This is a genomic window from Paraburkholderia sp. TE9906, from assembly GCF_056279605.1.
The window spans coordinates 18,776-44,992 of sequence record NZ_JBWCCT010000010.1; the positions used below are offsets into that span (position 1 = coordinate 18,776).

Genomic DNA, 26,217 nt, shown 5'->3' on the forward strand with positions numbered 1-26,217 from the left:
ACCTCTGGGACCATCGAACCGTCAAACCGCAGCGGAAAAAAGCGGCTCAATCAGAAGTGAAATGAACCGACGCGCCGCTTTTCGTCGTAGTCGCAACGTTGCGTGAGAAAAGCGATACGCCGCAAGTCAGAGCAGCTTGCCGGGATTCATCCGGCCTTTCGGATCAAGCGCGCGCTTGACTGCACGCATCATGTCGAGCTCGACATCGCTCTTGTAATGTGACAACTCTTCGCGATGCGCCCGGCCAATGCCATGCTCCGCACTGATGCTGCCGCCGTACTGCACCGCCATGCCATTGACGATCTTGCCGATGGCATCCACTCGCGCATCTCGATCGGCAATCTGTGCCCATACCGCATGCGGAAACAGCACGATCGAATGAATGTTGCCGTCGCCCACGTGGCCGACGTACAGAAAGCGCGCACCTTCCACGAGGGCGGCGTCGAGCAGCTTCGCCTCGGTCTGCGCAAGGCACTGCGGGATCTGCGAAATGGGCACGGAGATGTCGTGCGTCACGCTGACACCGAAGCGCACGTTGGCTTCGGACACGATATGCCGGATATGCCACAGCGCGGCGGACTGCGCTTCGCTCGCGGGCAGTGCGGCATCGAGCGCGATGCCGTCTTCGAGCGCGGCGCCGATCACGTTCTCGAGCATCGTTTGCAGCGGCGCATCGTGCGACGGGTCGGCGAGTTCGATCAGCACGACCCAGGGCGAACTGCCGTCGAGCGGATCGCGCGTGTCGGGCACTTCCTGATAGACGACCTCGAGCTGGCTGCGCGACATCAGCTCGAACGAGGTCAGCGCATCGCCGCAGGCGGCGCGGCAGCGCGCCAGCAGGTCGATGGCGGCATCGGCGGATTCGAGCGCGACCCAGGCGCTCGCGTGCACGCGCAGCGCAGGAAAGAGCTTCAGCACCGCCGCGGTGACGACGCCGAGCGTGCCTTCCGCGCCGATGAACATCTGCTTCATGTCATAGCCGGTGTTGTCCTTGCGCAGCCCGCGCAGGCCGTTCCAGATGCGCCCGTCGGGCAGCACGGCTTCGAGCCCGAGCACGAGCGCGCGCATGTTGCCGTAGCGCAGCACAGCGGTGCCGCCCGCATTGGTAGAGATGTTGCCGCCGATCTGGCACGAGCCCTCGCTCGCGAGCGAGAGCGGAAACAGACGATCGACGGACGCCGCCAGCTCCTGAATCTGCTGCAGCGTGCAGCCGGCTTCGACGGTGACGGTGTCGTTGCCGATGTCGATCTCGCGGACCTTCGCCATGCGCGCGAGGCTGATGATCACGGCGTCGCCCGCTTCGGACGGCGTCGCACCGCCCACGAGACCGGTATTGCCGCCTTGCGGCACCACGCAGATGTCGTGTTGGGCGCACAGCGCCATGACCTGCGCGATCTGTTCCGTGCTCGACGGTTTGACGATCGCGCGGGCCTTGCCATGGTAGCGGCCGCGCCAGTCGTTAAGCAGCGCATCTGCGTCGGCGGGGTCGATGAGGCCGGCCGGCCCCACGATGTCGCGCAGCGATTCGATCAGATTCATGATTGGACGGCTCTGGGAACAACGGTGACGTTCGGTTTGACGGCAGGCGCCGAAGCGCCCCGCGACGTGCCGGGCTGCGTACCGGCAATGCGCTCGTGCAGGGTGTCGATGCCCGTGCAACCGAGCAGGGTCATCGTGGTGACCATCTCCTCGTACAACAGCGCAAGGACATGATTGACGCCGGCCTCGCCGCGCGCGGCGAGCCCATAAAGCGGTGCGCGGCCGAGCAGCACACCGCGCGCCCCGAGCGCGACGGCCTTGACGATATCGGCACCGCGTCGCACGCCGGAATCGAGCAGGATGGGCAGCGAATCGCCGAGCGCGTCGGCCGCCGCCGGCAGCACTTCGATCGGCGCGTGCGCGCCTTCGAGCTGGCGGCCGCCATGGTTGGAGAGCACGATGCCGTCGGCGCCGTGTTGGCGCGCAAGACATGCGTCCTCGACGGACATGATGCCTTTGACGATGAGCGGTCCTTTCCAGTGCTTGCGCAGCCACCCCATGTCGGACCAGGCGAGCGAGAGATCCATCTGGCGCGCGAGCGCCGCCGCCTGACGTTGCAGGTCCGGCGCTTCGCCAAGACTCTTCGCGAGGTTGACGAGTTGCGGCGTGCCCTGGCGCGCCATCTGCAAGGCCCAGTGCGGATGACGCAGCAGGTCCAGGATCAGTTGAGGCGTGATCGGCAGGGGCAGGCGGTAGTTGTTGTGGATGTCGTGATCGCGCTTGCCGTGCACGGGCGTATCGACCGTGACGAGCAGTGCCGTGTAGCCCGCCTCGGACGCGCGCCGCATGATGCTCTCGGCGATGCGGCGGTCCTTCTGTACGTAGAGCTGCATCCATAGTTCGCCGTGCGGCGCGGCTTCGCGCACGTCTTCGAGCAGCGAAGTGGAGGCGCTCGACAGCGCGAACGGCACGCCGCGGGCCATGGCGGCGCGCGCGAGCAGCTCGTCGGCTTTCGGCCAGAAGAGCCCGTTGAGTCCGGTCGTCCCGACGGTCATCGGCGCCGCTGCCGCATAGCCGAAAAGCGGCGCGGCGGGCGAGACGCGCGAGACGTCCACCATCGCGCGCGGCGTGAAATGCACGTCGGCGAAGGCGGAGCGGTTGCGCGCCAGCGTGTGGCCGTCCTCGGCACCGCCGTCGAGATAGTCGAAGGCGATCTTCGCCAGCCGCCGGCGTGCAGCTTGCCGATAGTCGGCGACGTTGGCGAAGCCTCGCGTGGACGAATAGAGCAGACTCATCGCGGGATCGGTTGAAGACGGACCTGTTGAACGGCGCTCAACGCAACACCCATTCGTTGAAGCGTTCGATCGCGACGTCCTGATGCGCGGGCCAGTAAGCCGGGTCGATGCGCACACCGCGGCGCAAGTTCTCAGCGTAGGTCGGCAGGTTCTTCGCACGCTTCGCGTCGATGAACTGGAACGCGTCAGGATGCGTCGGGCCGACGGCGAGCGCGCTCGCGACCTCCGCCTGGCGTTTCGGGTCGGCACAGAACGCGACGAACTGGCGGCATGCATCGACGCTGTCGCCGCCCTTCAGAATGCCGAACCCTTGCGGGCCATAAATGTGGCCGCCCCAGGAAATGGCGAGCGGCGCGCCGGCGTCGATGGCGGGCAGCACACGCGCGAGCCAGCTCGCGGCCATGGCCACTTCGCCCGAGCGCAGGATCTGCTCGCACTGGGCGCCCGTCGTCCACCAGATGTCGATGTTCGGCTTCACACGATCGAGGCTCGCGAACGCCTTGTCGAGATCGCATGGATACACGCTGCTTGTCGGCGTGCCGGCTGCCATCAGTGACTGTTCGATGGTGTCGAACGGAAACTTGCGCAGCGCGCGCCGGCCGGGGAAGTTCTTCACGTCCCATAGATCGGCCCACGACGATGGCGCCTTGCCGCCCTTGATCGCATCGGTGCGGTAGGTCATCACCGTGGTGTAGACGTTGTGGCCGACCGCATAGGTGTCGACGAACTGCGCGGGAATCTTCGAGACCGTGGCGTTGCCTTCCAGCTTGACCGGTTCCAGGTACGTCTTGCCGTTGCGCGACAACAGGTACACCGCCGGGAAGCTCAGTTCGGCCATGTCCCACGTCTTCGCCCCGGTATCGACGATGCTCCTGATCTGCGCCGTCGGCTCCGCGCCCGACGCCACGCCCACCACCTCGATGCCGGTGGCCTGCTGGAATGGCTTGTAGAGCGTGCGGGTGTAGATGTCGGTGTAGACGCCGCCGGAATCGCGGACCACGAGGCGCCGGGCAGCGGCTTTCGCCGATGTCCAGATGGCCGGCATCGCGAGCCCGGCGGCGCCGGCTACGCCAAGACGGATGAAGTCGCGGCGCGAAGCGGCGGACGGCTTGTTTCGTTCGTTTGCCATCGAAGACTCTTTCTGCGAGAAGTGGAACCGGCGCGTGCCGCAAGGCAGTGCGCTGCGAGAAGGACGGGTGAGTGAACTGTCGAGGCACGTCCGTGGGACGTGCCTCGAAGGCTGCGTCCAATGTTCGGGCCGTGCGCGCGTTGGGCCAAACGAAATAAAAACACCAGGTGATTCGGAAAACTCATGATGCTCCGCACAAAGGACTCGACGTATCGCCGATCGCCTGCGCATCATACTGGCTGGCCTGTTGCAGCAGCCACAAGCGGAACTGTTCGAGCGGCTTGCTGTGGCTCAACTCGGTGGGATAGACGAGGTAGTACGCGGAATCGACCTTGGTGGTGGCTTCGAACGGCACGATGAGTCCGAGTTGCCCGAGCTGTCCGTTCACGAAGAACTTCGGCACCAGCGCGATGCCCAGCCCCGCTGCGGCCGCGTTGATTGCCATGGTGTGCAGTTCGTAGCGCACGCCATGCATCGTGCTGGCGTCTTCGACACCGAGGTCCGCGAACCATTGGGTCCAGCCGTCGGGGCGCGTGGTGGAATGTAGGAGCGGATAGGCGAGCAGTTCGTGCGCTTTCCTGATCGGCTGATCGAGCAGCGAAGCCTTGCAGACGGGCACCACTTCCTCGCCAAACAGATAGTCCGCCGCCGTGCCGGGCCAGGTCGGCTTGCCGTAGTGGATAGCCGCTTCGAAGTGCGAATCGGCAAACGAAAACGTCTCCGTGCGCACGCCCATGTTGACGCGCACGTCGGGCGTGCAGTCGTAGAAATGCTTGATGCGCGGAATCAGCCACTGCGACGCGAAGGTGGGCAGCACCGCGAGTTCCAGATAGCCGCCGCCGCTGCCGTGCGCAATGATGGACAACGTATCGCGGTCGAGCTGTTCGAGCGAGCGCCGCACCTGCGTGCCGTAGATTCGGCCGGCGCGCGTCAGCATCACGCGTTGCCTCGCGCGCACGAACAGCCGCACACCGAGATTCGATTCGAGCGTCGCGATCTGACGCGAGATCGCGCTCTCCGTGAGGAACAACTCTTTCGCCGCGTGAGTGAAGCTCTCATGCCGCGCGGCCGCTTCAAAAGCCAGCAGCGCACCCATGTTGGGGATCTTGAATTTGCGCATGGTGATTCTGAACATTCAGTACGTGGCAATTTAATCGCGCTTCACGTGCAATACAACGATTCAAAATAGTGTCGTCCACGCTGACGCGCGTGCACCGCCGGCAGTGTGACGAAATATCAACACCTCGTGAATATTCCTGGTTTGACGTCGCGCTCGCATTGACAGACAGTTGCGTGCGTGGCGGACGGCCCGTCGACTGACTGGATACCCTACGCGGAGAGAGGCGCTTGAACGATCAGATTACGCGGCCCCTCCGTGCATCCGCAATCACCAAATGGCAGATAAGTAGGATCACGTAATGAAGAAGCGCCTCCTGACGGTGGCCTCCGTGTCGTCACTCAACGAGAAGACTGACAGGGCTGTCGGAGCAGCCGACGCGAATGCTCAGGATGCCGACCTGTGGCGCTGGTTCACGCTCCTTGTGCAGGACCGGCGTTTGCGCTGGTGTCAGGCGCAGGACCGGTGGTTCGTCAGTGTCGACAACCGGCATGTCGCGACCGAATCATCGTTCGATCAAGCGATAAGAAGTGCGAAGGCACGCGTTCAAAAGCCGGGCCGCGACGGCCGTGCGGCGTGCCTATCGCCTTGAAACAGGCTTTGCGCGGCCGCGTGAGTCAGCCCACCAGATGGCCGTGCCGACAAAATCATAGATTGCCTAAGTTGCTGATTATGAAAAATAAGTTGCCAACAGGAAAACAAACTGATTGCATTGCGATCGTTGTGATTTTATTACAATTTTGACGCTCGTATGCTTTGTTCGAACGGGGATGCATGCCCCGACTCATGGGGTTCGCCTTGACTGCTGAAACCGAATTGATTGGTCGTTTTCGAACTCTGCTAGGCGATGACGCGGTCATTGCCGCCGCTGCGGAGATGGAAGGCTTCGTCGAAGACTTTCGCGGCCGTTATCGCGGCGCGGCGCTGTGTGTCGTGCATCCGTCGTCGACGGAACAGGTAGCGGCGGTGGTGCGCGCGTGTGCCGCCGAAGGCGTGCCGATGCTCGCGCAAGGCGGCAATACCAGCCTGTGCGGCGGCGCGGTTCCCGCTGCCGATGGGACGCCGCCCGTCATCATCAGTCTTGCGCGCATGCGCCGTATCCGCCGCATCGATGCAGCCAACGGCTCGATGGAAGTGGAAGCGGGCTGTGTGCTCGAAACCGTGCAGAACGCGGCGGCGCAAGTGGCGCGGCTCTATCCCGTCAGCCTGGGCGCCGAAGGGTCATGTCAGATCGGCGGCACGCTCTCGACGAATGCCGGAGGCACCAGCGTGCTGCGCTACGGCAACACACGCGAGAACGTGCTGGGCCTCGAAGTGGTGATGGCCGACGGCACGATCTGGAACGGCCTGCGCGCGCTGCGCAAGGACAACACGGGCATCGATCTGAAACAATTGTTCATTGGCGCGGAAGGCACGCTCGGCATCGTCACCGCTGCGACGCTCAAGCTGCATCCGCTGCCGACTCATCACGCGCTGGCCTGGTTCGCCCCGACCGATCCGCAAGCCGCGCAGCGAGTCCTCGGCCTGTTCCAGGCGAATTGCGGCGCTCGCCTGACGGCATTCGAATTGATGAACGCGCGGCAACTGCAACTGGTGGTCGAGCATGTGGCCGATCGCCGTCAGCCGCTCGAAGGCGCGCACGACTGGCACGTCCTCGTGGAACTCGCGGACACGCAAGGCGCGGCCGACATGGAAGCGGCCCTGCAGGCGACGCTGGAACAGGCGGTGGAAGCAGGGCTCGTGGAGGACGCGATCGTCGCGAGCAGCGACCGGCAGCGCGCGGCGTTGTGGGACATCCGTCACAGCGTGACCGAAGCCAACAAGAAGGCGGGCGTCGGCCTGACGACGGATTGCGCGGTGCCGGTCTCCGCGGTGTCCGCGTTCATCGAACAGGCCACGCAGGCAGCGCGCGCGCTCGACCCGCAAATCGACGTCGTCATCGTCGGCCATATGGGCGACGGCAACATTCATTTCATCCCGATGTACTCGTTCGATGCCTGGCGTGCGCTTGCCGATGCGGCTGCGACGGGCGCCGCGATGCGCCGCAGCGTGAACGACGCGGCGCATGCGCTCGGCGGCACGTTCAGCGCGGAGCACGGCATCGGCCAGACCGGCTTGCCGGAGATGGCGCACTACAAGTCCGGCGCCGAACTGTCGATCATGCGCGCCGTGAAAGCGGCGCTCGATCCGCGTAACCTCATGAACCCGGGGCGTCTCATCCCCGATCCGCTCCATTGAGCCGCTGCGCCAGCCTACCGCGGCTATCCGCTTAACGCAGGAGATCACCATGAAGCCGAAGTACAAGAACGACAGCGAGAAGACGATTCTCAACCCCGCTCGCCGCTCCGCGATCAAAGCCGTTGGCGCGGGCGTCGCGGCGACGGCCTTTCCGTTCATCTGGACGCCGTCGCGCGCGGCCAGCAAACGCATCGTCGTGCGTGACGACGGCGGCATCTACACGAAGGCCTATGGCGCCGTGTACTACAAGCCGTTCTTCGAGCAGACCGGCATCGAAGTGGTGGGCGTGCAGGCCAATGCCGAGCCGACCGCGCAGATCAAGAGCATGGTGGAGTCGGGAACCTATTCGTGGGATATGGCGAAGATCAGCCAGCCCGCCATCCTGCTGCTCACCTCGGGCGGCAAGGAGTATCTGGAAAAGCACAATCTCGAATCCGATCCGACCATCGCAAGGATTCCGAAGCAGTACATGTCGCCATACGGCGTGGGCACCAACGTCTATTCGACGGTGCTCGCCTATCGCACCGATGCGTTCAAGGGCCGCAAAGCGCCCAGTTCGTGGGCGGACCTGTGGAACGTGAAGGACTTCCCCGGCCGCCGGGCGTTGCGCAAGTATCCGTTCGATACACTCGAAGAATCGATGATGGCCGACGGCGCCACGACCAGTCAGGTGTATCCGATCAACTTCGACCGCGCGTTCGCGAGCCTCGACAAAATCTCGAAGCAGGTGGACGTATGGTGGAACACCGGCGCGCAGGTCGAGCAGATGCTGAACTCGGGCGAAGTCGCGATGGTCGCGACCTGGGCATCGCGCGCGCAGTCCGCGATGGCATCGGGCGCGCCGGTGGGCATTGTCTGGAATCAGAACATCTGGGGTTGCGACAACTGGTCGATTCTCAAGGGCACGCCGAACGCCGCCGCCTGCCGCGAGTTCATCAAGTTCGCCAGCGATCCCAGGCGTCAGGCCGCGCTGGTCGAATATTTCCCGGCCGGCCTCACGCAGCCGGAAGCCTTCAGCTACGTGAAACCGGAACAGGCCAGAAATTGCCCGACGTTCCCCGACAACATGAAGACCGGCGTGCAGATCAACGCGAAGTACTGGCAGGAGAATCAAAGCGCGGCGCTTGAGCGTTTCAACCGCTGGATTCTCACCTAACGGTCGGCATTGTTCATCAAGGAAGTGACCCGTATGGCTAGTATCAATCTCCAGATCTCCGGCCTCGGCAAGCGCTACGGCGATTTCGTCGCGCTGGCCCCGACCGACCTCGACGTCGAGCAAGGCGAGTTCCTCACGCTGCTCGGGCCGAGCGGCTCGGGCAAGACCACGCTGCTCAGTCTGATCGCGGGTCTGGCCCAGGCCGACAGCGGTTCGATCCGCATCAATGGCGTCGACGTCACCGACGGTGCGCCGTATGACCGCGACATCGGCATGGTGTTCCAGAACTACGCGCTGTTTCCGCACATGACCGTGGCCGACAATATCGCGTTCCCGCTGCAGATGCGCAAGGTCGATGCGGCGAGCGTGAAGAAGCGCGTGGCCGAAGCGTTGGAGATGGTGCATTTGCCGCATGTGGCGGGCCGCTATGCGCGCGAGCTCTCGGGCGGGCAGCAGCAGCGCATCGCGCTCGCGCGCTGCATGGTCTATCGGCCGTCGATCATTCTGATGGACGAGCCACTGGGCGCGCTCGACAAGAAGCTGCGCGACCACATGCAACTCGAGATCAAACGAATTCACCGTGAACTGGGCACGACGATCATCTACGTCACGCACGACCAGGAAGAGGCGATGACGATGTCGGACCGCATCTGCCTGATGAACGCCGGCTCGATTGCCCAGCTCGGCACGCCCGCGGAGCTGTATTTCCGCCCGAAGAGCGTATTCGTCGCGGACTTCCTCGGCGAATCCAACCTGCTCGATGCGCGCGTCACGGAGCGCCAGGGCGACCAGGTACGCGTCGCGATACAGGGCATGGACAAGGGCGCGGCCATGGTCTACGACCCGCAGGTGCAGTCGGGCAAGGACATCAAACTCATGCTGCGCCCGCAGAATCTGCGCGTGAATGCCCATGACGGTTCGGGCGCCGGCGTCGAATCGATGTCGGCGGAGCTGACCGACATCATGGTCACCGGCGGCATGACCCGGCTCTACATGCAGCGTCGGCAGCATGACGCGGATGCGTCGGCGCTGATCGCCTCGTTCCCGACCCAACGCCTCGGCGCGCAGTACGAGATCGGTCAGACGCTCACGCTGTCGTGGTCGGCCGCCGACGCCGTCGCGATTGCGGGGTAAGCACATGAACCACTCCGCCATTGCCGTGCAGACCGAAGCCAGGCCGGCGCGACCCGCGCGCAGCCGGCGCTCGCGCGAGAAGCTGCGCGTCGCCGCCATGGCCGCGCCGGTCGTCGTGCTGCTCGCCGTGTTCCTGATCTATCCGGTGGGGCAGCTGCTGCTGCTGAGCATTCACAATCAGAGCGGCTTCACGCTGGCCGAATACAAGCGGCTGTTCGCTTCGTCGGTCTATGTGGACGTGTTGTGGGTGACGCTCAAGGTGTCGCTGCTCACGACCTTCTTCTCCGTGCTGATCGGCTATCCGGTCGCGTACCTGATCTCCACGCTCACGCGCGAGCGCAAAAACCGGCTGCTGTACTGGGTGCTGCTGTCGTTCTGGACCAGCTTTCTGGTGCGCACCTTCGCCTGGGTCGTCTTGCTCGGCCGCAATGGCGTGATCAACTGGGCGCTCAGGCATCTCGGTCTCGCCGACTCGCCGCTCGGGTTGCTCTACAACCTGCCGGCGGTGATCGTGGGCATGACGCACGCGCTCATGCCGATCGCGATCATGACGATGCTCTCGGTGATGGAGAACATCGATCGCCGTCTGCCGAGCGCCGCGTCGACACTCGGCGCCCGACCGGGCACCGCCTTCTGGAAGGTCTATTTCCCGCTCTCGCTGCCGGGCGTGTTCGCTTCGGCGCTGATGGTGTTCGTGACCGCGATCGGCTTCTTCATCACGCCGACGCTGCTCGGCGGGCGCCACGAAACGATGATCACGCAGCTCATCATCGATCAGGTGCTGCAGGCGCTGAACTGGGGGTTCGCGGGTGCGATCTCGGTGTTGCTGCTGGCGGTGGTGCTGGTGGTCTTCGTGGTGTACGACCGCATGGTCGGCCTCTCGACGATGACGGGCGGCAGCAGCGCGGCGCGCGCACCGAAACGCGGCGGCGGCCTGAGCCGCAAGCTCGGCAACGCGCTGCTCACGGCGCTCGGCAACGCCACCGACGCGCTCATCGGTCTGCTGCCGAAGCGCCGCAAGCGTGCGGGCGACGGTGCGAGCCGCACCTTGCGCACGGTGGTGCTGCTGATTATCGTGTTCCTGAGCGCGCCGGCATTCCTGATGATTCCGCTGTCGTTCGATTCCGCTTCGGGCCTCGCATGGCCGCCGCATGGCGTGTCGCTACAGTGGTACCAGCAGGTGATCGACTCGCCGCTGTGGATGCAGGCCGCGACGCGTTCGCTCGTCGTTGGCGTCGGCACGGGCGTGTTGTCGATGGCCATTGGCACACCGGTGGCGTTTCTTCTGGTGCGCGGCGGATTGCGCTGGAACGCGACGATGCTCGCGTTCGTGCTCGCGCCGATCGTGGTCCCGCGCATGATTCTCGCGGTGGGCATCTTCTACTTCTTCGCGAAGATCGGGCTGGTGGGCTCGTCGCTCGGGCTGGTGCTGGCGCACACCGTGGTGGCCGTGCCGTATGTGGTGATCACCATGATGGCGGTGCTGCGCAACTACGACACGCGCCTGGACCTGGCCGCGCAAAGCATGGGCGCAGGACCGTTCACGACCCTGCGGCGCGTCACGTTTCCGATTCTGAGCGCGGGGATGCTGTCTTCGTTCCTGTTCGCGTTCGCGACTTCGTTCGACGAACTGACGATTGCGCTCTTTTCGTCGGGTGGTCTCAGCACTACGCTGCCCAAGCAGTTCTGGGACGAAACCACGATGCAGATCTCGCCGGTTATCGCGGCGGTATCCACCTGCCTGTTCGTCTTCATTTCGATCCTGATCTCGGTCGCCGACCGCCTGCGGCGCCGGGGAACGGCCTCCTGAGCCCTTCAAACAAAGAGAAATCCGTATGTCGTTGACGTCTCAATCCTTGCACGGCATCTTGCCGGCGATTCCCACTCCGGTGCATCCGGACGACACGATTAACGTCGAGGCCACCCGCGCGCTGCTGGGCTATCTGCTCGCGCAGGGCATCGACGGCGTTCTGCCGCTCGGCGGCACGGGCGAGTATGGCGCGCTCTCGCGCGAGCAGCGTGTGCGCATGGTCGAAGTCACGGCGCGCGAAGCGGCAGGCCGTGTGCCCGTCATCGCGGGCGTGCTCGACCCGGGGTATCACGATGCGATCAAGGCGGCGAAAGACTTCGCCGCCGCCGGCGCCGATGGCTTGCTGGTCCTGACGCCGTACTACACCAACCCGACGCAGGCCGGCATTCGCGACTATTTCATGCGCTATGCCGATGAATCGCCGGTGCCGATCCTCCTGTACGAGATTCCGTATCGCACGCGCATTGCGATCACGCCGGAAGTGATTCATGAACTGTCGCAGCATGAACGCATCATTGGCATGAAAGCGTGCAACACCGACATGTGGCATTTCCTGCGCGTGGTGGCAGGCGTCGACGAAAGCTTCGCGGTCCTGAGCGGCGAAGACACCTTGTTCCCGCTGCATATCGCGGCAGGCGCGCGTGGCGGTATCGTCGTGACTGCTTCGCTGTTGCCGAGCGCGTGGCGCCGTATCTACGAACTCGCCAGCGCGGGAAAGACCCAGGAAGCGCTTGCCTTGCATCGCACGCTGATTCCGCTGATGAACCTGGCCTTCGCCGAAACGAACCCTGGTCCGATGAAGTCGGTGATGGATCTCATCGGCGTGAACGCGCCCGACGTGCTCGCACCGCTCGTACGTGCCGACGCGACGCTGGCGAATAACCTGCGCGCCGAGCTCAAGAAGCAGCTTGCTGTTTTCGAGGGACGCGAGTGACGCATTGAGGTTTGCCCCAACGCGTTGAGCGTCTAGCGATGGGAGGTGGGCAGACGCGACTTCGAGATCGAGGTCGCGGCCACCTGAACATGCTTGGCCAATTCCGCCTCGACGCGTTCCACTGTCCAGCGAGTCGTGGGCACGGAGATGTTGATCGCCGCAACCGCGGCGCCGCCGTGATCCGTGATGGGTGCGGCAATGGAGATATCTCCCAGCACCGTTTCGTTCTCGACGATGGCATAGCCCCGGCGGGATGCCTGCCGTATACGTTCAAGCAGTTTCTTCGGATCGATCTCCGTGTAGGGCGTCATCCGCTCGAGCCGCGTTTGCGCGATGATGGCCTTCAGTTCCTTCTCGGGCAGGCGCGAAAGAATGGCGGTGCCGGATGCGGTGAAGAGCGCGGGCAGTCTCGCCCCTAATGCAATGTCGACGTTGAAGAGATGGCGCCCGGGAAAGCGCGCGACGAACACGATTTCATTCCCGTCGATTTCCTGCAGATTCGTCGTCTCTCCAAGATGACGGCTGATGTCCAGCAGATAGGGCGAGGCCTTATCGACGAGTTCATTGGCACGGATGTAGTTGTAAGAGAACTGGAGCACCTTGGTGGTGAGCCGGTAATTGCGCGTCTCCGGTACACGCGACAGGTAACCGAGCGCTTCCAGCGTATAGACGATGCGTTGCGTGGCGCTTCGGTCGAGCGCCGACGCTTTGGCGATGTCGGCGAGCGTCATGTGGCGGCTCGCGCCATCGAACGCGTGGAGCACCCGGAATGTCTTTTCGGCGGACCCGATGAACAGGGAAGAGCGTTCGGAAGACGCGTCACGCGACGCTGGCGCCGCTGCGGAAGATGCCTTGGGCATTGAGTCGAACGATCGTATTGCGATACGTTTGATTGTAGTCCAATTGCAGCGCTCAGAATTCGCGGAATTTATTCATTGGCGAGGATGAAAGGATTTTCGCTAATGGGGCGAAGCGTGGCTATCCAGAGACGCTACATAGCGCGCGACGTCCCGCACATCGTCGGCGTTCAGAGGAGCGGGAAACAAGCTTGGCATGATGCCCGATGGTTCCCGGATGCGGGCTTCGATATCGGCTGTCTGGAAGCGGTCCGAAATGCCGATCAAAGTCGGACCCACCGCGCCTTCGCCGCTTGGCCCGTGGCATGCTGCGCAATGGGCGGCGTAGATCGTTGCGCCATGAGCGACCGGCGGAATGCTTCGGGAAACTGACGAACGGCTGTCGTGCGCGCTGGCTGATGACGGGCTGGTTGCTGCATCTCGGGGCAGCTACGCGCTGCCCGTGCCGGCGATTTTCGTGTTCCTCATGCTGGGCGCGACGAGTACGGTAGTGCTGTTGCGGCGGAAATGGGCGCCTGAAGTCAATGATTGCGGACTCGATCTGCAGCGGGGTGAAGGGGCGTTGGCACACATTGCGCTATGCGCCGACGCGCTGGGATCGGAAACCCGGCCGATGCCGCGCAGCAGGTGATGCACTACGATAACTTTCGCGCCGGGTCCGTCCACCCGATCTTCCCGACAACAACACGATACAGAGCCAATTTTTCCTCTAATGTTCTAGGACAATTGTTTCCGCACACCGTTTGGCCGCAATATTGGGGCGACGCAGACAAATGCGAAACGCGGAACCCATACATAGCGGAGGCGGCGGTGATCGAGCAGTGGCGCGAAACTCTGCGCGCGGTACACGGCGTGGAATCGAAATACAAGCGGCTGGTCAAGGCGATCGCGGGCGACATTGAAAGCGGGTCGTTGCCGGCCGGCGCGCGCCTGCCGCCGCAGCGCGACGTCGCTGCGGATCTGGCGATCAGCGTGCAAACCGTCACGAATGCATATAAAGAGCTGGAGCGGCAAGGGCTGATCCGCTGCGAAGTGGGGCGCGGCAGCTTCGTGGCAGCGCGCGTCACCGAAACGATGTCGAGCTATATGCTCGATACCGCCGAGCGCTCGGTGGTCGACTTTTCGATTGCGCGCATCATTCATACGGCGGAGCACGATGCGATGTGGCGCAACGTGTGCGCGACGCTTTCGACTATCGACGACCAGCCCTGGATTCGCGCGTTCCGGCCGATTGCGGGCTTCGAGCATCACCGGCAGGCCGGTATGGCTTGGCTCGCGTCGTTGGGCATGCCGGCTTCGGCGGATACGCTGCTCATCACGAATGGCGCGGCACACGGCATCTTTCTGGCGCTGGCCTCGCTGGTAGGACCGGGCGACACGGTGCTGTGCGAAAGCCTCACGGATCACGGCGTAATCGGCTCGGCCAACGTGCTGGGCTTTACGCTGAAGGGGCTCGAAATCGACGAGTACGGCATCCATCCCGAACACTTCGAGGAGATGTGCGATAGCGAGCGCATCACGGCTCTCGTCTGCACGCCTACGCTGAACAATCCCACGGTCGCGCTGATGCCGGACTCGCGGCGCCGGGCGATTGCAAAGATCGCAGAGCGCTATGGGGTGTACGTGATCGAAGACGATGTCTATGGTCCGTTGCCCGCGAAAACCGCCACGCCGATTTCCAGTCTGATTCCGGAATTGTCGTTCTACTGCACGAGCCTGACGAAGTCGGTCATGGCCGGTTTGCGGATCGGCTATCTCGCCACACCGCGGCGGCTCGCGCTGCGCGCCGAAAGCGTGCTGCGCGTGAGCAGCTGGATGGCGACCCCGCCAATGGCCGAGGTTGCAACGCGCTGGATTACCGATGGCACCGCCGCGCGGCTCGTGGAGATACAGCGCGAACGGTTGGGGCGGCGTCAGGCGCAACTGCAGAAAACGCTCGGCAAGTATGTGCTCGGCGCGCATCCGCAAGCGCTTTCGGCCTGGTTGCGCGTGCCCGATCACTGGCGCACGGATCGTCTGGTGAGGGAGTTGCGCAACCGCGATATCGCGGTGACGTCGCCTGATCCATTTCTGGTGCGCGGTGCGGACCGGCCCAATGCCGTGCGCGTTTGCGTGGGCGCCGAAGTCGGCGAAGAGGCCTACAACAGCGCGCTGGAGACGATGCTCGGCGTGTTCGAACAGTATCCCCAGGTGCACGATTTCGGATGACGTGGGCCCGTGTTCGCACGCTGTGCATGAAATGAACTAGGACAATGAAAATCGTTTTTTAGAACATTAGACTGGGCCGGACTGAGAACGATGCAGCCGCGCCTAACGTGACAGGACAGGCACGGCGGCATCGGAAGCGAACCCTTTCGTGCAGAGCCAGGCCCATGTCCGTTCCTTCGCAGGCCGATCTATCGTTGGCCGACATCTACCGCGCGCGTCGCCGTATCCAGGGGCATGTCCGTCATACGCCGCTGGTTGAATCGCCGAGCCTGTCGGCGATCGCGGGCGTGCCGGTCTTTCTCAAACTGGAGACCGTGCAGCCGACCGGCAGCTTCAAGGTGCGCGGCGCGACTAACGCGCTCGCCCAACTCGCGGAACAGGGCTGCCGCAAAGTCGTCACCGCCTCGACGGGCAATCACGGGCGCGCGGTTGCCCATGCGGCTCGTACGCTCGACATCGACGCGACCGTCTGCATGTCGGCACTCGTGCCGGCGAATAAAGTCGATGCCGTGCGCGCACTCGGCGCGCATGTGCGGATTGTCGGCAAAAGCCAGGATGAGGCCGAACACGATGCGTTGAGACTCGTGCGCGAAGAGCGCTTCGCCTATGTCCCGCCCTTCGACGATCCCCATGTGATCGCCGGGCAGGCGACGATCGGCCTGGAAATCGTCGAGGCGTTGCCGGAGGTAGCCAGCATCGTCGTGCCGCTATCGGGGGGCGGATTGTTCGCGGGCGTGGCGTTCGCCGCTAAAAGTGCGAACCCCGCGATCGGCGTGGCCGGCGTGACGATGGCGCGCGGCGCCGCGATGCACGCGAGCCTCGCGGCTGGCCAGCCGGTGCTGGTCGAGGAAGTCGAAACGCTCGCCGATTCGCTCGGCGGCGGCATCGGGCTCGAAAACCGCTATACGTACGCGCTCACGCGCGATCTGATCGACCAGACCGTGCTGCTCGACGAAGCGTCGATTGCGCGCGGCATCGCGCATGCCTATCGGCATGAGCGGCTCGTCGTGGAAGGCGCGGCGGCGGTGGGCATTGCCGCGTTGCTCGATGGCGTGCTGTGCGCCGGGCGGATCGCGCGCGGGCCGCTCGTGCTCATCGTGACCGGCGCCAACATCGATATGGACCTGCATCGACGGATCGTCGATGCCACTTCGACACAACCCGACCCGCAACCGACGCTATGACTTCCATCACGCTCCTCGGCGAAACCGAACTTCGTGAACTCGTGCCGCTCGATCTTGCCGCCATCGATCAGGTGGAAGCGGCCTTTCTCGCGCTCGCAACCGAAGCCGTCGCGATGCCGCCGATCCTGCGTCTCGACTTGCCCGACCACAACGGCGAAATCGACGTCAAGACGGCGTGGCTGCCACGCTTCGATAGCCTGGCGATCAAGGTGAGCCCCGGCTTTTTCGACAATCCGTCGCTCGGGTTGCCGAGCCTGAACGGGCTGATGCTGGTGTTGTCGGCGAAGACCGGCCTGACCGAGGCGGTGCTGCTCGACAACGGCTACCTGACGGCGGTGCGCACAGCCGCCGCGGGCGCGGTCGCGGCGCGTTGGCTGGCGAATCCGCACACGCCGCAAGTCGCGGTGCTGGGCGCAGGCGAGCAGGCGCGTTTGCAATTGCAGGCGCTCACGCTGGTGCGGCGCGTGGAGCAGGTGCGCGTATGGGCACGCAATGCCGCCAGCGCGCACGTTTTTGCGGAAGAGATGAGCGCGTCGCTCGGCGTGCGATGCGATGTCGCGCGCGATGTCCGCCATGCGCTCGCCGAGGCGGACGTCGCGATCACCACCACGCCAAGCCGCTCGCCGCTGATCGAAGCCGCCGACCTGCATCCCGGTTTGCACATCACGGCGATGGGTTCGGATGCGGAGCACAAGAATGAAATTGCACCGGCGGCATTGGCGGCTGCGCGCTATGTGTGCGACCGCGCGCAGCAAACGCGCGTGCTGGGCGAACTGCATCACGCGCTGGATGCCGGCGTGCTACCCGCCGACACCGCGATAACGGAACTGGGCCAGGTGATTGCGCAACAGGCCATCGGCCGCGCCAGTGAAGCCGAAATCACCCTCTGCGATCTGACCGGCACCGGCGCGCAGGACACCGCGATAGCCGCACTCGCATTGAAGCGGGCGCGCGCGGCGGACGCCGGGGCGACTTTCCGCAACGACGGGAAACGTTGAGCGGTGGCGACGCCCGGAACGATTCAACTGGAACGGCACGGGAGCGCGGCTCCGTAGCCGAAGCGTCATGAGAAACGCCGCGTGAGCGGCTCGTGAAGGAGCAGTGCAGATGCGGGCATCACCTATTCAACCAACCATCGATTTCAACGTGGACGGCGAACAGCACGGCTTTCTGAGGCTGCCCCATTCGCACGACGGATCCGCGTGGGGCGCGGAAATGATTCCGATCACCGTGGTCCGCAACGGCGCAGGACCGACCGCGCTGCTCACCGGCGGCAATCACGGCGACGAATACGAAGGTCCGATCGCGTTGTCGAAACTGGCTGCTTCGTTGAAGGCAAAAGACGTGACAGGGCGCGTGATCATCGTACCGTTCATGAATTTTCCGGCGTTCCGCGCGGGCAGCCGCACGTCGCCGATCGATCGCGGCAATCTGAATCGCAGTTTCCCGGGCAGGCCGGACGGCACGATCACCGAGAAGATCGCCGACTATTTTCAGCGCTATCTGCTGCCGCTCGCCGATTACGTGCTCGATCTGCACGCCGGCGGCCGCACGCTCGACTTCGTGCCGTTCGCCGCGATTCACCTGTTGCCCGATGCGACCCAGCAGGCCCGCTGCGAAGCGGCGATGCGCGCCTTTGGCGCGCCGTATTCGATGCGGATGCTCGAACTCGATAGCGTCGGCCTGTACGACACGGCGGCCGAAGACGCGGGCAAGGTGTTCGTGTCGACGGAACTCGGCGGCGGCGGCACGGCGACGGTGCAAAGCGTGGCGGTGGCGGAGCGCGGCGTGCGGGGTTTCCTGCAGCACGCAGGAATCCTCAGCCAACGCGAAGGTGAGCAGGATGCGGTGCATGTGACCGCGCGTGCACGCACGACGACGCTGCTCGACATGCCCAACGGCACCTGCTTCACGACGAGCGAGCACGACGGTCTGCTGGAGCTGTGCAAGGATCTCGGCGAAACGGTCGAGAGCGGTGAAGTCATCGCGCGGATTTACGACGCGTCGCGCACCGGCGTCGCGCCCGTCGAATACCGCGCGCGCCGTGCGGGCATGCTCGCGGCGCGGCATTTCCCGGGCCTCGTGCGAATCGGCGATACGGTGGCGGTGGTGGCCGACGTCGTCGAACGCGGCATACCGGTGACAGTGTGAGCGTTCGATGAAACTCGACCGCTACGATCTCGCGATCTTGCGCATCCTCGCGCGCGACGGACGCATCACGAAGTCGCGTCTGGCCGAGGAGATCAATCTGTCGATATCGCCGGCGTGGGAGCGGGTCAAGCGTCTGGAAGAGGCCGGCGTGATTCGCGGTTATCGCGCCGACATCGACTGGGTGGGCGCGTTCAAGGGCAGCCGCGTGGTCGTGGAAGTCACGCTCGCGCGCCATACCGCGCACGACATGCGGCGCTTCGAGGAGCGCATTGCCGCGGCCCCGCAGGTCGTGCAATGTCACGCGACAGGCGGTGGCGTCGACTATGTGATGCACGTGATGTCGCGCGATATCGACCACTATCAGCGCTTTATCGATTCGCTGCTGACCGACGAACTGGGCATCGAGAAGTACTTTACCTACGTCGTCACGAAGGTGGTGAAAAGCGGCGTGGAAGATTTACCGGATTGGGCGGAAGAGCATATCGGCGACACCCTTTGAAGCGCTCGCGAGGCGCGCCAGAAAATCACCACACGTCGCTGCGAATTCCAGAAAAAGTCCACGCTTTACCACGCATCAACCGAAAAAAACGCAGCACCGCAGCACGTACAGTGACAGACATACATCGCAGACAGGAGGCGGTCATGTTGCTGGGTCATCCGGTTCTATTCAAATCACTGTGCTACGTCGATGGACGCTGGGTTCATAGCGCGAGCGCCGCCAGCGTCGCCGTGCAGAATCCCGCCGATCAGCAGGTGCTCGGCCACGTGCCGATGCTCGACGCCGCGCAGATCACCGAAGCAGTGGACGCGGCGCATGCCGCGTTCTCCACGTGGCGCTGGCTGCCGGTTGGCCAGCGTTCGGCATTGTTGCTGCGCTGGCACGAACTGATCTTGCGCCATCAACATGATCTGGCCGCGATTCTGTCGCTCGAACAGGGCAAGCCGCTTGCCGAGGCGCGCGGCGAAATCGCCTATGGCGCCAGTTTCGTCGAATGGTTCGCGCACGAAGCGCGCCGCCTGAATGGCCGCACGATCCCGACGCATATCGACGGCGCGCATCTCGGCACGCTGATGGAGCCTGTCGGTGTCGCGGCGCTGATCACGCCGTGGAATTTCCCGTGCGCGATGATCACGCGCAAAGCGGCGGCCGCGCTCGCGGCCGGTTGCACCGTGGTCGTGAAGCCCGCGCATGAAACGCCATTCTCGGCGCTGGCGCTCGCGCAACTGGCCGAAGAAGCGGGCTTTCCCGCCGGCGTATTCAACGTCGTGCTCGGCGAGCCGCAAATGGCGATGGAAACCCTGGTGGGCGATAGCCGGGTGCGCTCGGTGAGCTTCACAGGTTCGACTCGCGTTGGCGCATTGGTCATGCAGTGCGCGGCCCGCGCCGGCATCAAGAAGACCGCGTTGGAACTCGGCGGCAATGCGCCCTTCATCGTGACCGGCGACGCCGATCTCGATCAGGCCGTGCGCGTGGCCGTTGCGGCGAAATTTCAGACCTCCGGTCAGGACTGCTGCGCGGCCAATCGCATCTTCGTTGCGCGGCCGCTGTACGAAGCGTTCGTCACGCGATACAGCGAAGCCGTGAGAGCGCTGAAAGTCGGCGCCGCCTTCGAGAGCGAAGTGGACGTCGGCCCGTTGATGCATCAAGCCGCGTTCGACAGCACGGCGCAGCGCGTCGCCGAGGCGCAGGCAAAGGGCGCACGCATCACCGCGGGCGGCAAGGCGCACGAACGCGGCGGCTGGTTCTTCGAGCCGACCGTGGTCGCGGACGCTGCACCCGGAATGCGCATCTACGACGAAGAAAACTTCGCGCCGATCTCCGCGGTCTCGCCGTTCGATTCGCTCGATGAGGTCGTCGAACGCGCGAACGATACCGAATACGGCCTGGCCGCTTATGTCTGCGCAAAAGATCTCAACACGGTGTTTCAACTGATCCGCCGTCTCGACTTCGCGATGGTGTCGGTCAACGGTGCGAAATTCACCGGTGCGCCGATTCCGTTCGGCGGCATCAAGGCGTCGGGCCTCGGCCGTGAAGGCGGGGCCGAAGGCTTCGAGCCGTTTGTCGAAACCCGCTATTTCTGCCTCGGCCAACTTGGTTTGCCGGTTGCCGACAGCGTTCCGGCTTACCGCATGGCCGCCGCCACGGCCTGAGCCCATCCAACTCATTCATCGATCACACGAAGGAGCTTCCGATGACCCAACTCAATCAACTTTTCGACGCCGACCGCGCGCACTTCATGCATCCGTCGACGCACGCCCACGATCACGCGAGCGGAGCGCTGCCTGGGCGCATCGTGACCGGCGCGAAAGGCATCCGCATCGAAGATCATCAGGGCAAGTCGTATATCGACGCGTTCGCCGGTCTGTACTGCGTGAATATCGGCTACGGGCGCACGGAGGTCGCCGAAGCGATCTACGAGCAGGCGAAGAAGCTGGCCTACTATCACACGTATGTGGGCCACTCGACGGATACGATCATCGAATTGTCGGCGCGCATCATCGGTTGGGCGCCGCAAGGCATGAAGAAGGTGTACTACGGCATGTCCGGTTCGGATGCGAACGAAACCCAGATCAAGCTCGTCTGGTACTACAACAACGTGAAGGGCCGTCCGAACAAGAAGAAGATCATCTCGCGGCAACGAGGCTATCACGGCTCCGGCATCGTTACCGGCAGCCTGACCGGCCTGCCGAGTTTTCATCAATGCTTCGATCTGCCGATCGAGCGCGTCAAACATACCGTGTGTCCGCACTGGTACAGGCATGCACCTGCCGGAATGAACGAGGCGCAATTCGTCGCGTACTGCGTCGAGGAACTGGAAAAACTGATTGCGCAGGAAGGCGCCGATACGATCGCCGCATTCATCGCCGAACCCGTGATGGGCACGGGCGGCATCCTGCCGCCGCCAGCCGGTTACTGGCCGGCTATCCAGCAGGTGTTGAAGAAGCACGACATCCTGCTGATCTGCGACGAGGTGGTGTGCGGTTTCGGCCGGCTCGGTTCGAAGATGGGCGCACAACACTATGGCATCAGGCCGGATCTGATTACCGTCGCGAAGGGGCTGACGAGCGCGTATGCGCCGCTATCGGGCGTGATCGTGAGCGAACGCGTGTGGGACGTGATCGACAAGGCGTCGCAGGAATTCGGCGCGATGGGTCATGGCTGGACTTACTCGGGCCATCCGATCTGCGCGGCGGCGGCGCTCGCGAACCTCGATATTCTCGAGCGTGAGAACCTCACGCAGAACGCCGCGCAAACCGGTGCCTATCTGCTCGAACAACTTCACGCGGCGTTCGATTCTCATCCGCTGGTCGGCGAAGTGCGCGGCGCGGGCATGCTGGCCGCGCTCGAATTCATGGCCGACAAGGATGGCCGTCAGCCGTTCGATGCCGCGTTGAAGGTCGGGCCACGCGTCTCCGCTGCGGCGTTGGAGCGCGGCCTGATCGCGCGCGCGATGCCGCACGGCGATATTCTCGGCTTCGCGCCGCCGCTGGTCACCTCGCGCAGCGAGGTCGACGAAATCGTGAAACTGGCGCGCGCGGCGGTGGATGAAGTCGCGTCCGTCGTGCTCGCGCCGGCCGCTTCTGCCTGATGTAACGATGGGCCGGTTGGTGTCGCGGTGGATCGCGGCACCGCTGGTTACCGGCGCATCAGTCGGGCAACGGGTGGGAATGATATCGAGTGAATCGGGTGAAAGAATACAGCCGGAACCGCGCACGTTCCGGCTGCATGTCGTTGGCGCCAGCTATTTCAGGCCTGTTTCGCCGTCGTTTCGCCGTAGTGCCGGTCAGGAACCACGACGATATTGCCCACGAAGCGCTTTGCCATGAACTGCGTTTGCGCTTCATGAAACTTCGACAGCGGATAGGTGGCGGCGAGTACCGGCTTGATCGTGCCGGCCTGAATGTAGTCCAGCACGCGTTTGAACGCGCCGCGCGTACCCTGCGACGATCCGTTCAGCTGTAGCTGCTTCAGATACATCGTGCGCAAATCCAGTTGCACCACCGGTCCGGCAATTGCGCCCGCCGTCGTGTAGCGGCCTTCGGCGCGCAACACGTTCAGCAGTTTGGCGAACAGCGTGCCGCCGACCAGATCGGCCACCACGTCGACCGGGCGGCCCTCTGTCATCCGTTCCACAGCCGCGGCGAAATCCTCGCTGTCGCGGAGCATCACGCCTTGTGCGCCGAGCCTGAGCACCGCCTCTTCCTTGCCCTTGCTGACAACCGCATAAGGGATCGCGCCGCGCGCCCGGCATAGTTGAATGATTGCCGAGCCGACGCCGCCGGATGCGCCGGTGATCAGCACCGTTTCACCGCCTGCGACGGCCGCGCGCTCCAGCATCTGTTCGCCGGTGTGATACGCGCACCAGAAGGTCGCGAGTTCGGCATCGGAGCACGTGGAATCGACGCGATGGGCGCTCTGCGCGGGCACCGCCGTGTATTCCGCGTAACCGCCATCGCGGCCGTGGCCGATGTAGTCGATATCGGCAAGGCTGTCGTCGTCGCGGTTATAGATCGAAGCATCGACGACCACGCGCTCGCCGAGACGCGCATCGCTGACTCCGCTGCCGACGGCGACCACGCGACCGACGATGTCCGCGCCCTGGATGCGCGGGAACGAGAGCGTCGAGCGGCCGCGCCGCCAGGTGGAGACGGCTTGCGGGTCGTCGTCCGTGCCATAGGCGCCTTCGCGGACCCATACGTCGGTATTGTTCAGTCCGCACGCGGTGACGTCGAGCAATACCTCACCCGGGCGGCAGACAGGCACCGGTACGTCGTCGCGATAGACGAGTTTATCGAGGCCGCCGTGCGCAGTCAGCACGACGGCCTTCATGGTTTTTGGAAGCATGTTTCTCCTCTCGTGGCTCCCGTTGCGCGGCGCGCAACGGGAGCGCCTGCAGGTTGGCGTCTTATGGTTTGACGAAGAGCTTGCGCGGCGTGTTGCAGAAGGTCTCGACGCCGGTCTCGGTAATCAGGATGCTTTCGGTGATTTCGAGGCCCCAGTCGTCGAGCCACAGGCCCGGCATGAAGTGGAACGTCATGCCCGGTTCGAGGACCGTTTTGTCCCCCGGACGCAGGCTCATCGTGCGTTCGCCCCAGTCCGGCGGATAGCTCGCGCCGATCGGATAACCGCAGCGGCTGTTCTTTTCGATGCCGTATTTGTGCAGCATCGCGAAGAACGCGTTGGCGATGTCTTCGCAGGTGTTGCCCGGCTTCGCCGCAGCCAGTCCCGCCTCAATGCCTTCCACCACCGCACGCTCGCCGTCGAGGAAATGCTTCGGCGGCTTGCCGAGGTAGACGGTGCGCGACTGCGGGCAGTGGTAACGCTTGAAACAGCCGGCGATCTCGAAGAACGTGCCGGCGTCCTTCTCGAACGGTGTGTCGTCCCATGTCAGATGCGGCGCGGCGGCATCGGCGCCGGTCGGCAGCAGCGGCACGATCGCCGGGTAGTCGCCGCCGTAGCCGTCCACGCCGGTAATACCTGTCGCGTAGATTTCCGCGACCAGGTCGTTCTTGCGCATGCCGGGCTCGATCCGCTCGACGATATGCGCGTGCATCCGTTCGACGATGCGAGCGGCGACGCGCATGTATTCGATCTCGCGTGGCGATTTGACCGCACGCTGCCAGTTCACGAGCGCGGTCGCATCCTGCCATGTCGCGTTGGGCAGATGAGCGACGAGGGAACGATAGGCCGCGGCGCTGAAATAGTAGTTATCCATTTCGACGCCGATCCTCAGCGCCCCCCAACCGCGCGTCTCGATCACGTCGCGGGCGAGGTAGTCCATCGGATGCCGTACGGCGGACTGCACGTAGTGATCCGGATAACCCACGATCTGCTCGTGCTGCATGAACACCGTACGCTTTGCGCCGTTGGCGTCCTGGCCGCGGCCGAACCACACCGGCTCGCCGTCGAGCGCGAGCAGCACACACTGGTGTACGTAGAACGACCAGCCGTCGTAACCGGTGAGCCAAGCCATGTTGGTCGGATCGGACACGATCAGCAGTTCGACCCCTGCTGCCTGCATCGCCTTGCGTGTTTTGCCGATGCGGGCGGCGTATTCGGCGCGGTCGAACGGCAGGCGTAACGTCGGCGCCGCGACACGCGATTCCAGTTGCGTTGTATCTGACATCTTTCCCTCTCTCTGAGCGTGACGTCGTTGCGGAAAAGTCGCGCCTCATGCACGCAATGAGGCGCTTGCGGGTGCTTGCGAGTGTTTGTGACTATTTCTCGCCGCAGTCTAATGCGGCGAAAAAGCGCCTTTTAATGTGCTAGTTCAATCTTCGTTGCGGGCCTGAAACGGACTGCGCGGAGCGTAAAAAATTGCGTCGTACGTTCGTGCTGCGTCGCATAGGTATTGCCCCTGATACGCACCGATCCGGACGCCGGGCTGGTGCATGAAAGCCCTGTCGTGCGGCATCGTATAGCCCGTTTTTGGGCGCGGAAAAATAATTGTTCTAGAGCAATCGGATCGGGAATATGGCTTTGTATTCTGATTTGCATAGCGGCCCTGCGTGCACTGCTGCACCGCATCCAATCAAGCCCTGGTATGAGGAACGGGAACCCGAATCGAGATGAATACCGCGCGAGTCACTGACCTGCTGAGCGTTTCCGATATCGCCTCAGCGACCCTTCCGCCCGGCTTGCCGGCGGCGCCTGGCAACACCTCTCAGCCACGCGCCGAGGCGCCGGTGACCAGTCCGTTGATCAGGATCGATCGCATGACGAAGCGTTATGGCGCGCTGACCGTGCTCGACGAGTTGTCGCTCGATGTCATGCCGGGCGAGAAGCTCGCGTTGATCGGGCCATCCGGGTCAGGCAAGACCACGATCCTGCGCATCCTGATGACACTCGAGTCGATCGATGGCGGTCACGTGGAAATGGACGGCGAGCAGCTGTTTCATATGCAACGCGGCGACCGCATGGTGCCCGCGAACGAGCGGCATCTGCAGATGATGCGCGAGAAGGTCGGTATGGTCTTCCAGCACTTCAATCTGTTTCCTCATAAGAACGTGCTCGACAACGTCACGCTCGCCCCGATGCTGACCAAAGGCGAGAGCCGCGAATCGGCAGAAAAGCGCGCGCTCGAACTGCTCGACATGGTCGGTATGGCGGACAAGGCAAATAGCCGCCCGGCGCAGTTGTCCGGCGGGCAGAAGCAGCGCGTGGCGATTGCGCGGGCGCTTGCGCTCTCACCGAGGATCATGCTTTTCGATGAAGTGACGTCGGCGCTCGACCCCGAACTCGTCGAAGAAGTACTGAACGTGATGCACCGGCTCGCCAGTGAAACCGATATGACGATGTTGCTTGTGACACACGAGATGGGTTTCGCCCACGATTTCGCCGACCGCGTGTTGTTCTTTGACCGCGGCAGAATCGTGGAGGAAGGCAAGCCCGAGGATATCTTCAGTCATCCGAAGCATGAACGAACCCAGACGTTTCTGCGCAAGATCATCGCCGCGGGTCACCGGCTCTGAACGACGCCGGCCACACAGGCCGTTGAAAACTACTACGCTCGAGGAGAATAAA

23 protein-coding genes are annotated in these 26,217 nt (G+C 63.8%); 15 read left to right on the forward strand and 8 right to left on the reverse strand.

The features are described 5' to 3' along the window. Positions 1 to 126: 126 nt before the first annotated feature. The 4 genes from ACZ9H4_RS25345 to ACZ9H4_RS25360 form a co-directional block, all read right to left on the reverse strand. The gene (locus tag ACZ9H4_RS25345) at positions 127 to 1,539 is read right to left on the reverse strand and encodes an FAD-binding oxidoreductase (RefSeq protein WP_408152238.1); all 1,413 of its coding nucleotides are present in this window, start codon (positions 1,537 to 1,539) and stop codon (positions 127 to 129) included. Beyond that, positions 1,536 to 2,774, reverse strand: a complete 1,239-nt coding sequence (locus ACZ9H4_RS25350; RefSeq protein WP_476121520.1) for an alpha-hydroxy acid oxidase — start codon at positions 2,772 to 2,774, stop codon at positions 1,536 to 1,538. Before ACZ9H4_RS25350 ends, ACZ9H4_RS25345 begins: the two co-directional genes overlap by 4 nt. Positions 2,775 to 2,811: 37 nt before the next feature. Further along, complete coding sequence (locus ACZ9H4_RS25355) at positions 2,812 to 3,903, reverse strand: ABC transporter substrate-binding protein (RefSeq protein WP_408152240.1); 1,092 nt, start codon at positions 3,901 to 3,903, stop codon at positions 2,812 to 2,814. Between the two features lie 181 nt (positions 3,904 to 4,084). After that, on the reverse strand, positions 4,085 to 5,023 hold the full coding sequence (locus tag ACZ9H4_RS25360; RefSeq protein WP_408152352.1) for a LysR substrate-binding domain-containing protein: 939 nt from the start codon (positions 5,021 to 5,023) through the stop codon (positions 4,085 to 4,087). Positions 5,024 to 5,321: 298 nt separating this feature from the next. Between ACZ9H4_RS25360 and ACZ9H4_RS25365 the strand changes: the two genes are divergently transcribed. The 6 genes from ACZ9H4_RS25365 to dapA all read left to right on the forward strand — a co-directional run bounded on the left by ACZ9H4_RS25365 (position 5,322) and on the right by dapA (position 12,292). After that, complete coding sequence (locus ACZ9H4_RS25365) at positions 5,322 to 5,612, forward strand: hypothetical protein (RefSeq protein WP_408141177.1); 291 nt, start codon at positions 5,322 to 5,324, stop codon at positions 5,610 to 5,612. A gap of 194 nt (positions 5,613 to 5,806) precedes the next feature. Next, positions 5,807 to 7,258 (forward strand): FAD-binding oxidoreductase, encoded by a 1,452-nt coding sequence (locus ACZ9H4_RS25370; RefSeq protein ID WP_408141269.1) that lies wholly within the window; start codon positions 5,807 to 5,809, stop codon positions 7,256 to 7,258. A gap of 49 nt (positions 7,259 to 7,307) precedes the next feature. Then, on the forward strand, positions 7,308 to 8,414 hold the full coding sequence (locus ACZ9H4_RS25375; RefSeq protein WP_408141178.1) for an ABC transporter substrate-binding protein: 1,107 nt from the start codon (positions 7,308 to 7,310) through the stop codon (positions 8,412 to 8,414). 33 nt (positions 8,415 to 8,447) lie between these two features. Next, on the forward strand, positions 8,448 to 9,548 hold the full coding sequence (locus tag ACZ9H4_RS25380; RefSeq protein ID WP_408141270.1) for an ABC transporter ATP-binding protein: 1,101 nt from the start codon (positions 8,448 to 8,450) through the stop codon (positions 9,546 to 9,548). A gap of 97 nt (positions 9,549 to 9,645) precedes the next feature. Further along, positions 9,646 to 11,358 (forward strand): ABC transporter permease subunit, encoded by a 1,713-nt coding sequence (locus tag ACZ9H4_RS25385; protein ID WP_408141271.1) that lies wholly within the window; start codon positions 9,646 to 9,648, stop codon positions 11,356 to 11,358. Positions 11,359 to 11,383: 25 nt separating this feature from the next. Then, positions 11,384 to 12,292, forward strand: coding sequence for a 4-hydroxy-tetrahydrodipicolinate synthase (dapA, locus tag ACZ9H4_RS25390; RefSeq protein WP_408141179.1), 909 nt, complete (start codon positions 11,384 to 11,386; stop codon positions 12,290 to 12,292). 32 nt (positions 12,293 to 12,324) lie between these two features. Here the strand turns inward: dapA and ACZ9H4_RS25395 are convergent, their stop codons facing one another. Both ACZ9H4_RS25395 and ACZ9H4_RS25400 read right to left on the reverse strand, forming a co-directional pair. Then, positions 12,325 to 13,152: an IclR family transcriptional regulator gene (locus tag ACZ9H4_RS25395; protein WP_408141180.1), complete on the reverse strand. Its 828-nt coding sequence runs from the start codon at positions 13,150 to 13,152 to the stop codon at positions 12,325 to 12,327. A 99-nt stretch (positions 13,153 to 13,251) separates the two neighbouring features. Next, positions 13,252 to 13,578 carry a c-type cytochrome gene (locus ACZ9H4_RS25400; protein WP_408141272.1) on the reverse strand — a complete coding sequence of 109 codons (327 nt, stop codon included), beginning with the start codon at positions 13,576 to 13,578 and terminating at the stop codon, positions 13,252 to 13,254. Between ACZ9H4_RS25400 and ACZ9H4_RS25405 the strand changes: the two genes are divergently transcribed. The 8 genes from ACZ9H4_RS25405 to ACZ9H4_RS25440 all read left to right on the forward strand — a co-directional run bounded on the left by ACZ9H4_RS25405 (position 13,505) and on the right by ACZ9H4_RS25440 (position 22,282). Beyond that, positions 13,505 to 13,780, forward strand: a complete 276-nt coding sequence (locus ACZ9H4_RS25405) for a hypothetical protein (RefSeq protein ID WP_408141181.1) — start codon at positions 13,505 to 13,507, stop codon at positions 13,778 to 13,780. The genes ACZ9H4_RS25400 and ACZ9H4_RS25405 overlap by 74 nt on opposite strands. 179 nt (positions 13,781 to 13,959) lie before the next feature. Continuing rightward, positions 13,960 to 15,357: a MocR-like ectoine utilization transcription factor EhuR gene (gene ehuR, locus ACZ9H4_RS25410; protein ID WP_408141182.1), complete on the forward strand. Its 1,398-nt coding sequence runs from the start codon at positions 13,960 to 13,962 to the stop codon at positions 15,355 to 15,357. Positions 15,358 to 15,521: 164 nt separating this feature from the next. Continuing rightward, positions 15,522 to 16,541 (forward strand): hydroxyectoine utilization dehydratase EutB, encoded by a 1,020-nt coding sequence (gene eutB / locus ACZ9H4_RS25415; RefSeq protein ID WP_408141183.1) that lies wholly within the window; start codon positions 15,522 to 15,524, stop codon positions 16,539 to 16,541. Next, positions 16,538 to 17,539: a cyclodeaminase gene (locus ACZ9H4_RS25420; protein WP_408141184.1), complete on the forward strand. Its 1,002-nt coding sequence runs from the start codon at positions 16,538 to 16,540 to the stop codon at positions 17,537 to 17,539. The genes eutB and ACZ9H4_RS25420 overlap by 4 nt, the downstream gene beginning before the upstream one ends. Positions 17,540 to 17,648: 109 nt before the next feature. After that, entirely contained in the window at positions 17,649 to 18,692 is a 1,044-nt protein-coding gene (gene doeB, locus ACZ9H4_RS25425) for a N(2)-acetyl-L-2,4-diaminobutanoate deacetylase DoeB (protein WP_408141185.1), read from the forward strand. 7 nt (positions 18,693 to 18,699) lie between these two features. Beyond that, a complete protein-coding gene (locus tag ACZ9H4_RS25430; protein ID WP_408141186.1) occupies positions 18,700 to 19,191 on the forward strand; it encodes an Lrp/AsnC family transcriptional regulator in 492 nt (163 codons plus the stop codon). Positions 19,192 to 19,334: 143 nt separating this feature from the next. Beyond that, complete coding sequence (locus ACZ9H4_RS25435; protein ID WP_408141187.1) at positions 19,335 to 20,843, forward strand: NAD-dependent succinate-semialdehyde dehydrogenase; 1,509 nt, start codon at positions 19,335 to 19,337, stop codon at positions 20,841 to 20,843. Between the two features lie 41 nt (positions 20,844 to 20,884). Continuing rightward, positions 20,885 to 22,282, forward strand: a complete 1,398-nt coding sequence (locus tag ACZ9H4_RS25440; protein ID WP_408141188.1) for an aspartate aminotransferase family protein — start codon at positions 20,885 to 20,887, stop codon at positions 22,280 to 22,282. A gap of 158 nt (positions 22,283 to 22,440) precedes the next feature. Here the strand turns inward: ACZ9H4_RS25440 and ACZ9H4_RS25445 are convergent, their stop codons facing one another. Continuing rightward, positions 22,441 to 23,538 carry an alcohol dehydrogenase family protein gene (locus ACZ9H4_RS25445; protein WP_408152242.1) on the reverse strand — a complete coding sequence of 366 codons (1,098 nt, stop codon included), beginning with the start codon at positions 23,536 to 23,538 and terminating at the stop codon, positions 22,441 to 22,443. Positions 23,539 to 23,599: 61 nt separating this feature from the next. Continuing rightward, positions 23,600 to 24,820: an ectoine hydrolase DoeA gene (gene doeA, locus ACZ9H4_RS25450; RefSeq protein WP_408141190.1), complete on the reverse strand. Its 1,221-nt coding sequence runs from the start codon at positions 24,818 to 24,820 to the stop codon at positions 23,600 to 23,602. A gap of 442 nt (positions 24,821 to 25,262) precedes the next feature. Here doeA and ehuA point away from each other — a divergent pair, with 442 nt between their 5' ends. Continuing rightward, the gene (ehuA, locus tag ACZ9H4_RS25455) at positions 25,263 to 26,165 is read left to right on the forward strand and encodes an ectoine/hydroxyectoine ABC transporter ATP-binding protein EhuA (RefSeq protein ID WP_408141191.1); all 903 of its coding nucleotides are present in this window, start codon (positions 25,263 to 25,265) and stop codon (positions 26,163 to 26,165) included. Positions 26,166 to 26,217: the final 52 nt, after the last annotated feature.

Coding starts and splice junctions, on each gene's coding strand:
- ACZ9H4_RS25345 (WP_408152238.1), bottom strand. CDS start 1,539: ATGAATCTGATCGAATCGCTGCGCGACATCGTGGGGCCGGCCGGCCTC.
- ACZ9H4_RS25445 (WP_408152242.1), bottom strand. CDS start 23,538: ATGCTTCCAAAAACCATGAAGGCCGTCGTGCTGACTGCGCACGGCGGC.
- ACZ9H4_RS25385 (WP_408141271.1), top strand. CDS start 9,646: ATGGCCGCGCCGGTCGTCGTGCTGCTCGCCGTGTTCCTGATCTATCCG.
- ehuA (WP_408141191.1), top strand. CDS start 25,263: ATGAATACCGCGCGAGTCACTGACCTGCTGAGCGTTTCCGATATCGCC.
- ACZ9H4_RS25435 (WP_408141187.1), top strand. CDS start 19,335: ATGTTGCTGGGTCATCCGGTTCTATTCAAATCACTGTGCTACGTCGAT.
- ACZ9H4_RS25405 (WP_408141181.1), top strand. CDS start 13,505: ATGCTTCGGGAAACTGACGAACGGCTGTCGTGCGCGCTGGCTGATGAC.
- ACZ9H4_RS25355 (WP_408152240.1), bottom strand. CDS start 3,903: ATGGCAAACGAACGAAACAAGCCGTCCGCCGCTTCGCGCCGCGACTTC.
- ACZ9H4_RS25440 (WP_408141188.1), top strand. CDS start 20,885: ATGACCCAACTCAATCAACTTTTCGACGCCGACCGCGCGCACTTCATG.
- eutB (WP_408141183.1), top strand. CDS start 15,522: ATGTCCGTTCCTTCGCAGGCCGATCTATCGTTGGCCGACATCTACCGC.
- ACZ9H4_RS25395 (WP_408141180.1), bottom strand. CDS start 13,152: ATGCCCAAGGCATCTTCCGCAGCGGCGCCAGCGTCGCGTGACGCGTCT.
- ACZ9H4_RS25430 (WP_408141186.1), top strand. CDS start 18,700: ATGAAACTCGACCGCTACGATCTCGCGATCTTGCGCATCCTCGCGCGC.
- doeB (WP_408141185.1), top strand. CDS start 17,649: ATGCGGGCATCACCTATTCAACCAACCATCGATTTCAACGTGGACGGC.
- ACZ9H4_RS25420 (WP_408141184.1), top strand. CDS start 16,538: ATGACTTCCATCACGCTCCTCGGCGAAACCGAACTTCGTGAACTCGTG.
- ACZ9H4_RS25360 (WP_408152352.1), bottom strand. CDS start 5,023: ATGCGCAAATTCAAGATCCCCAACATGGGTGCGCTGCTGGCTTTTGAA.
- ACZ9H4_RS25370 (WP_408141269.1), top strand. CDS start 5,807: ATGGGGTTCGCCTTGACTGCTGAAACCGAATTGATTGGTCGTTTTCGA.
- ACZ9H4_RS25365 (WP_408141177.1), top strand. CDS start 5,322: ATGAAGAAGCGCCTCCTGACGGTGGCCTCCGTGTCGTCACTCAACGAG.
- doeA (WP_408141190.1), bottom strand. CDS start 24,820: ATGTCAGATACAACGCAACTGGAATCGCGTGTCGCGGCGCCGACGTTA.
- ACZ9H4_RS25380 (WP_408141270.1), top strand. CDS start 8,448: ATGGCTAGTATCAATCTCCAGATCTCCGGCCTCGGCAAGCGCTACGGC.
- ACZ9H4_RS25350 (WP_476121520.1), bottom strand. CDS start 2,774: ATGAGTCTGCTCTATTCGTCCACGCGAGGCTTCGCCAACGTCGCCGAC.
- dapA (WP_408141179.1), top strand. CDS start 11,384: ATGTCGTTGACGTCTCAATCCTTGCACGGCATCTTGCCGGCGATTCCC.
- ACZ9H4_RS25375 (WP_408141178.1), top strand. CDS start 7,308: ATGAAGCCGAAGTACAAGAACGACAGCGAGAAGACGATTCTCAACCCC.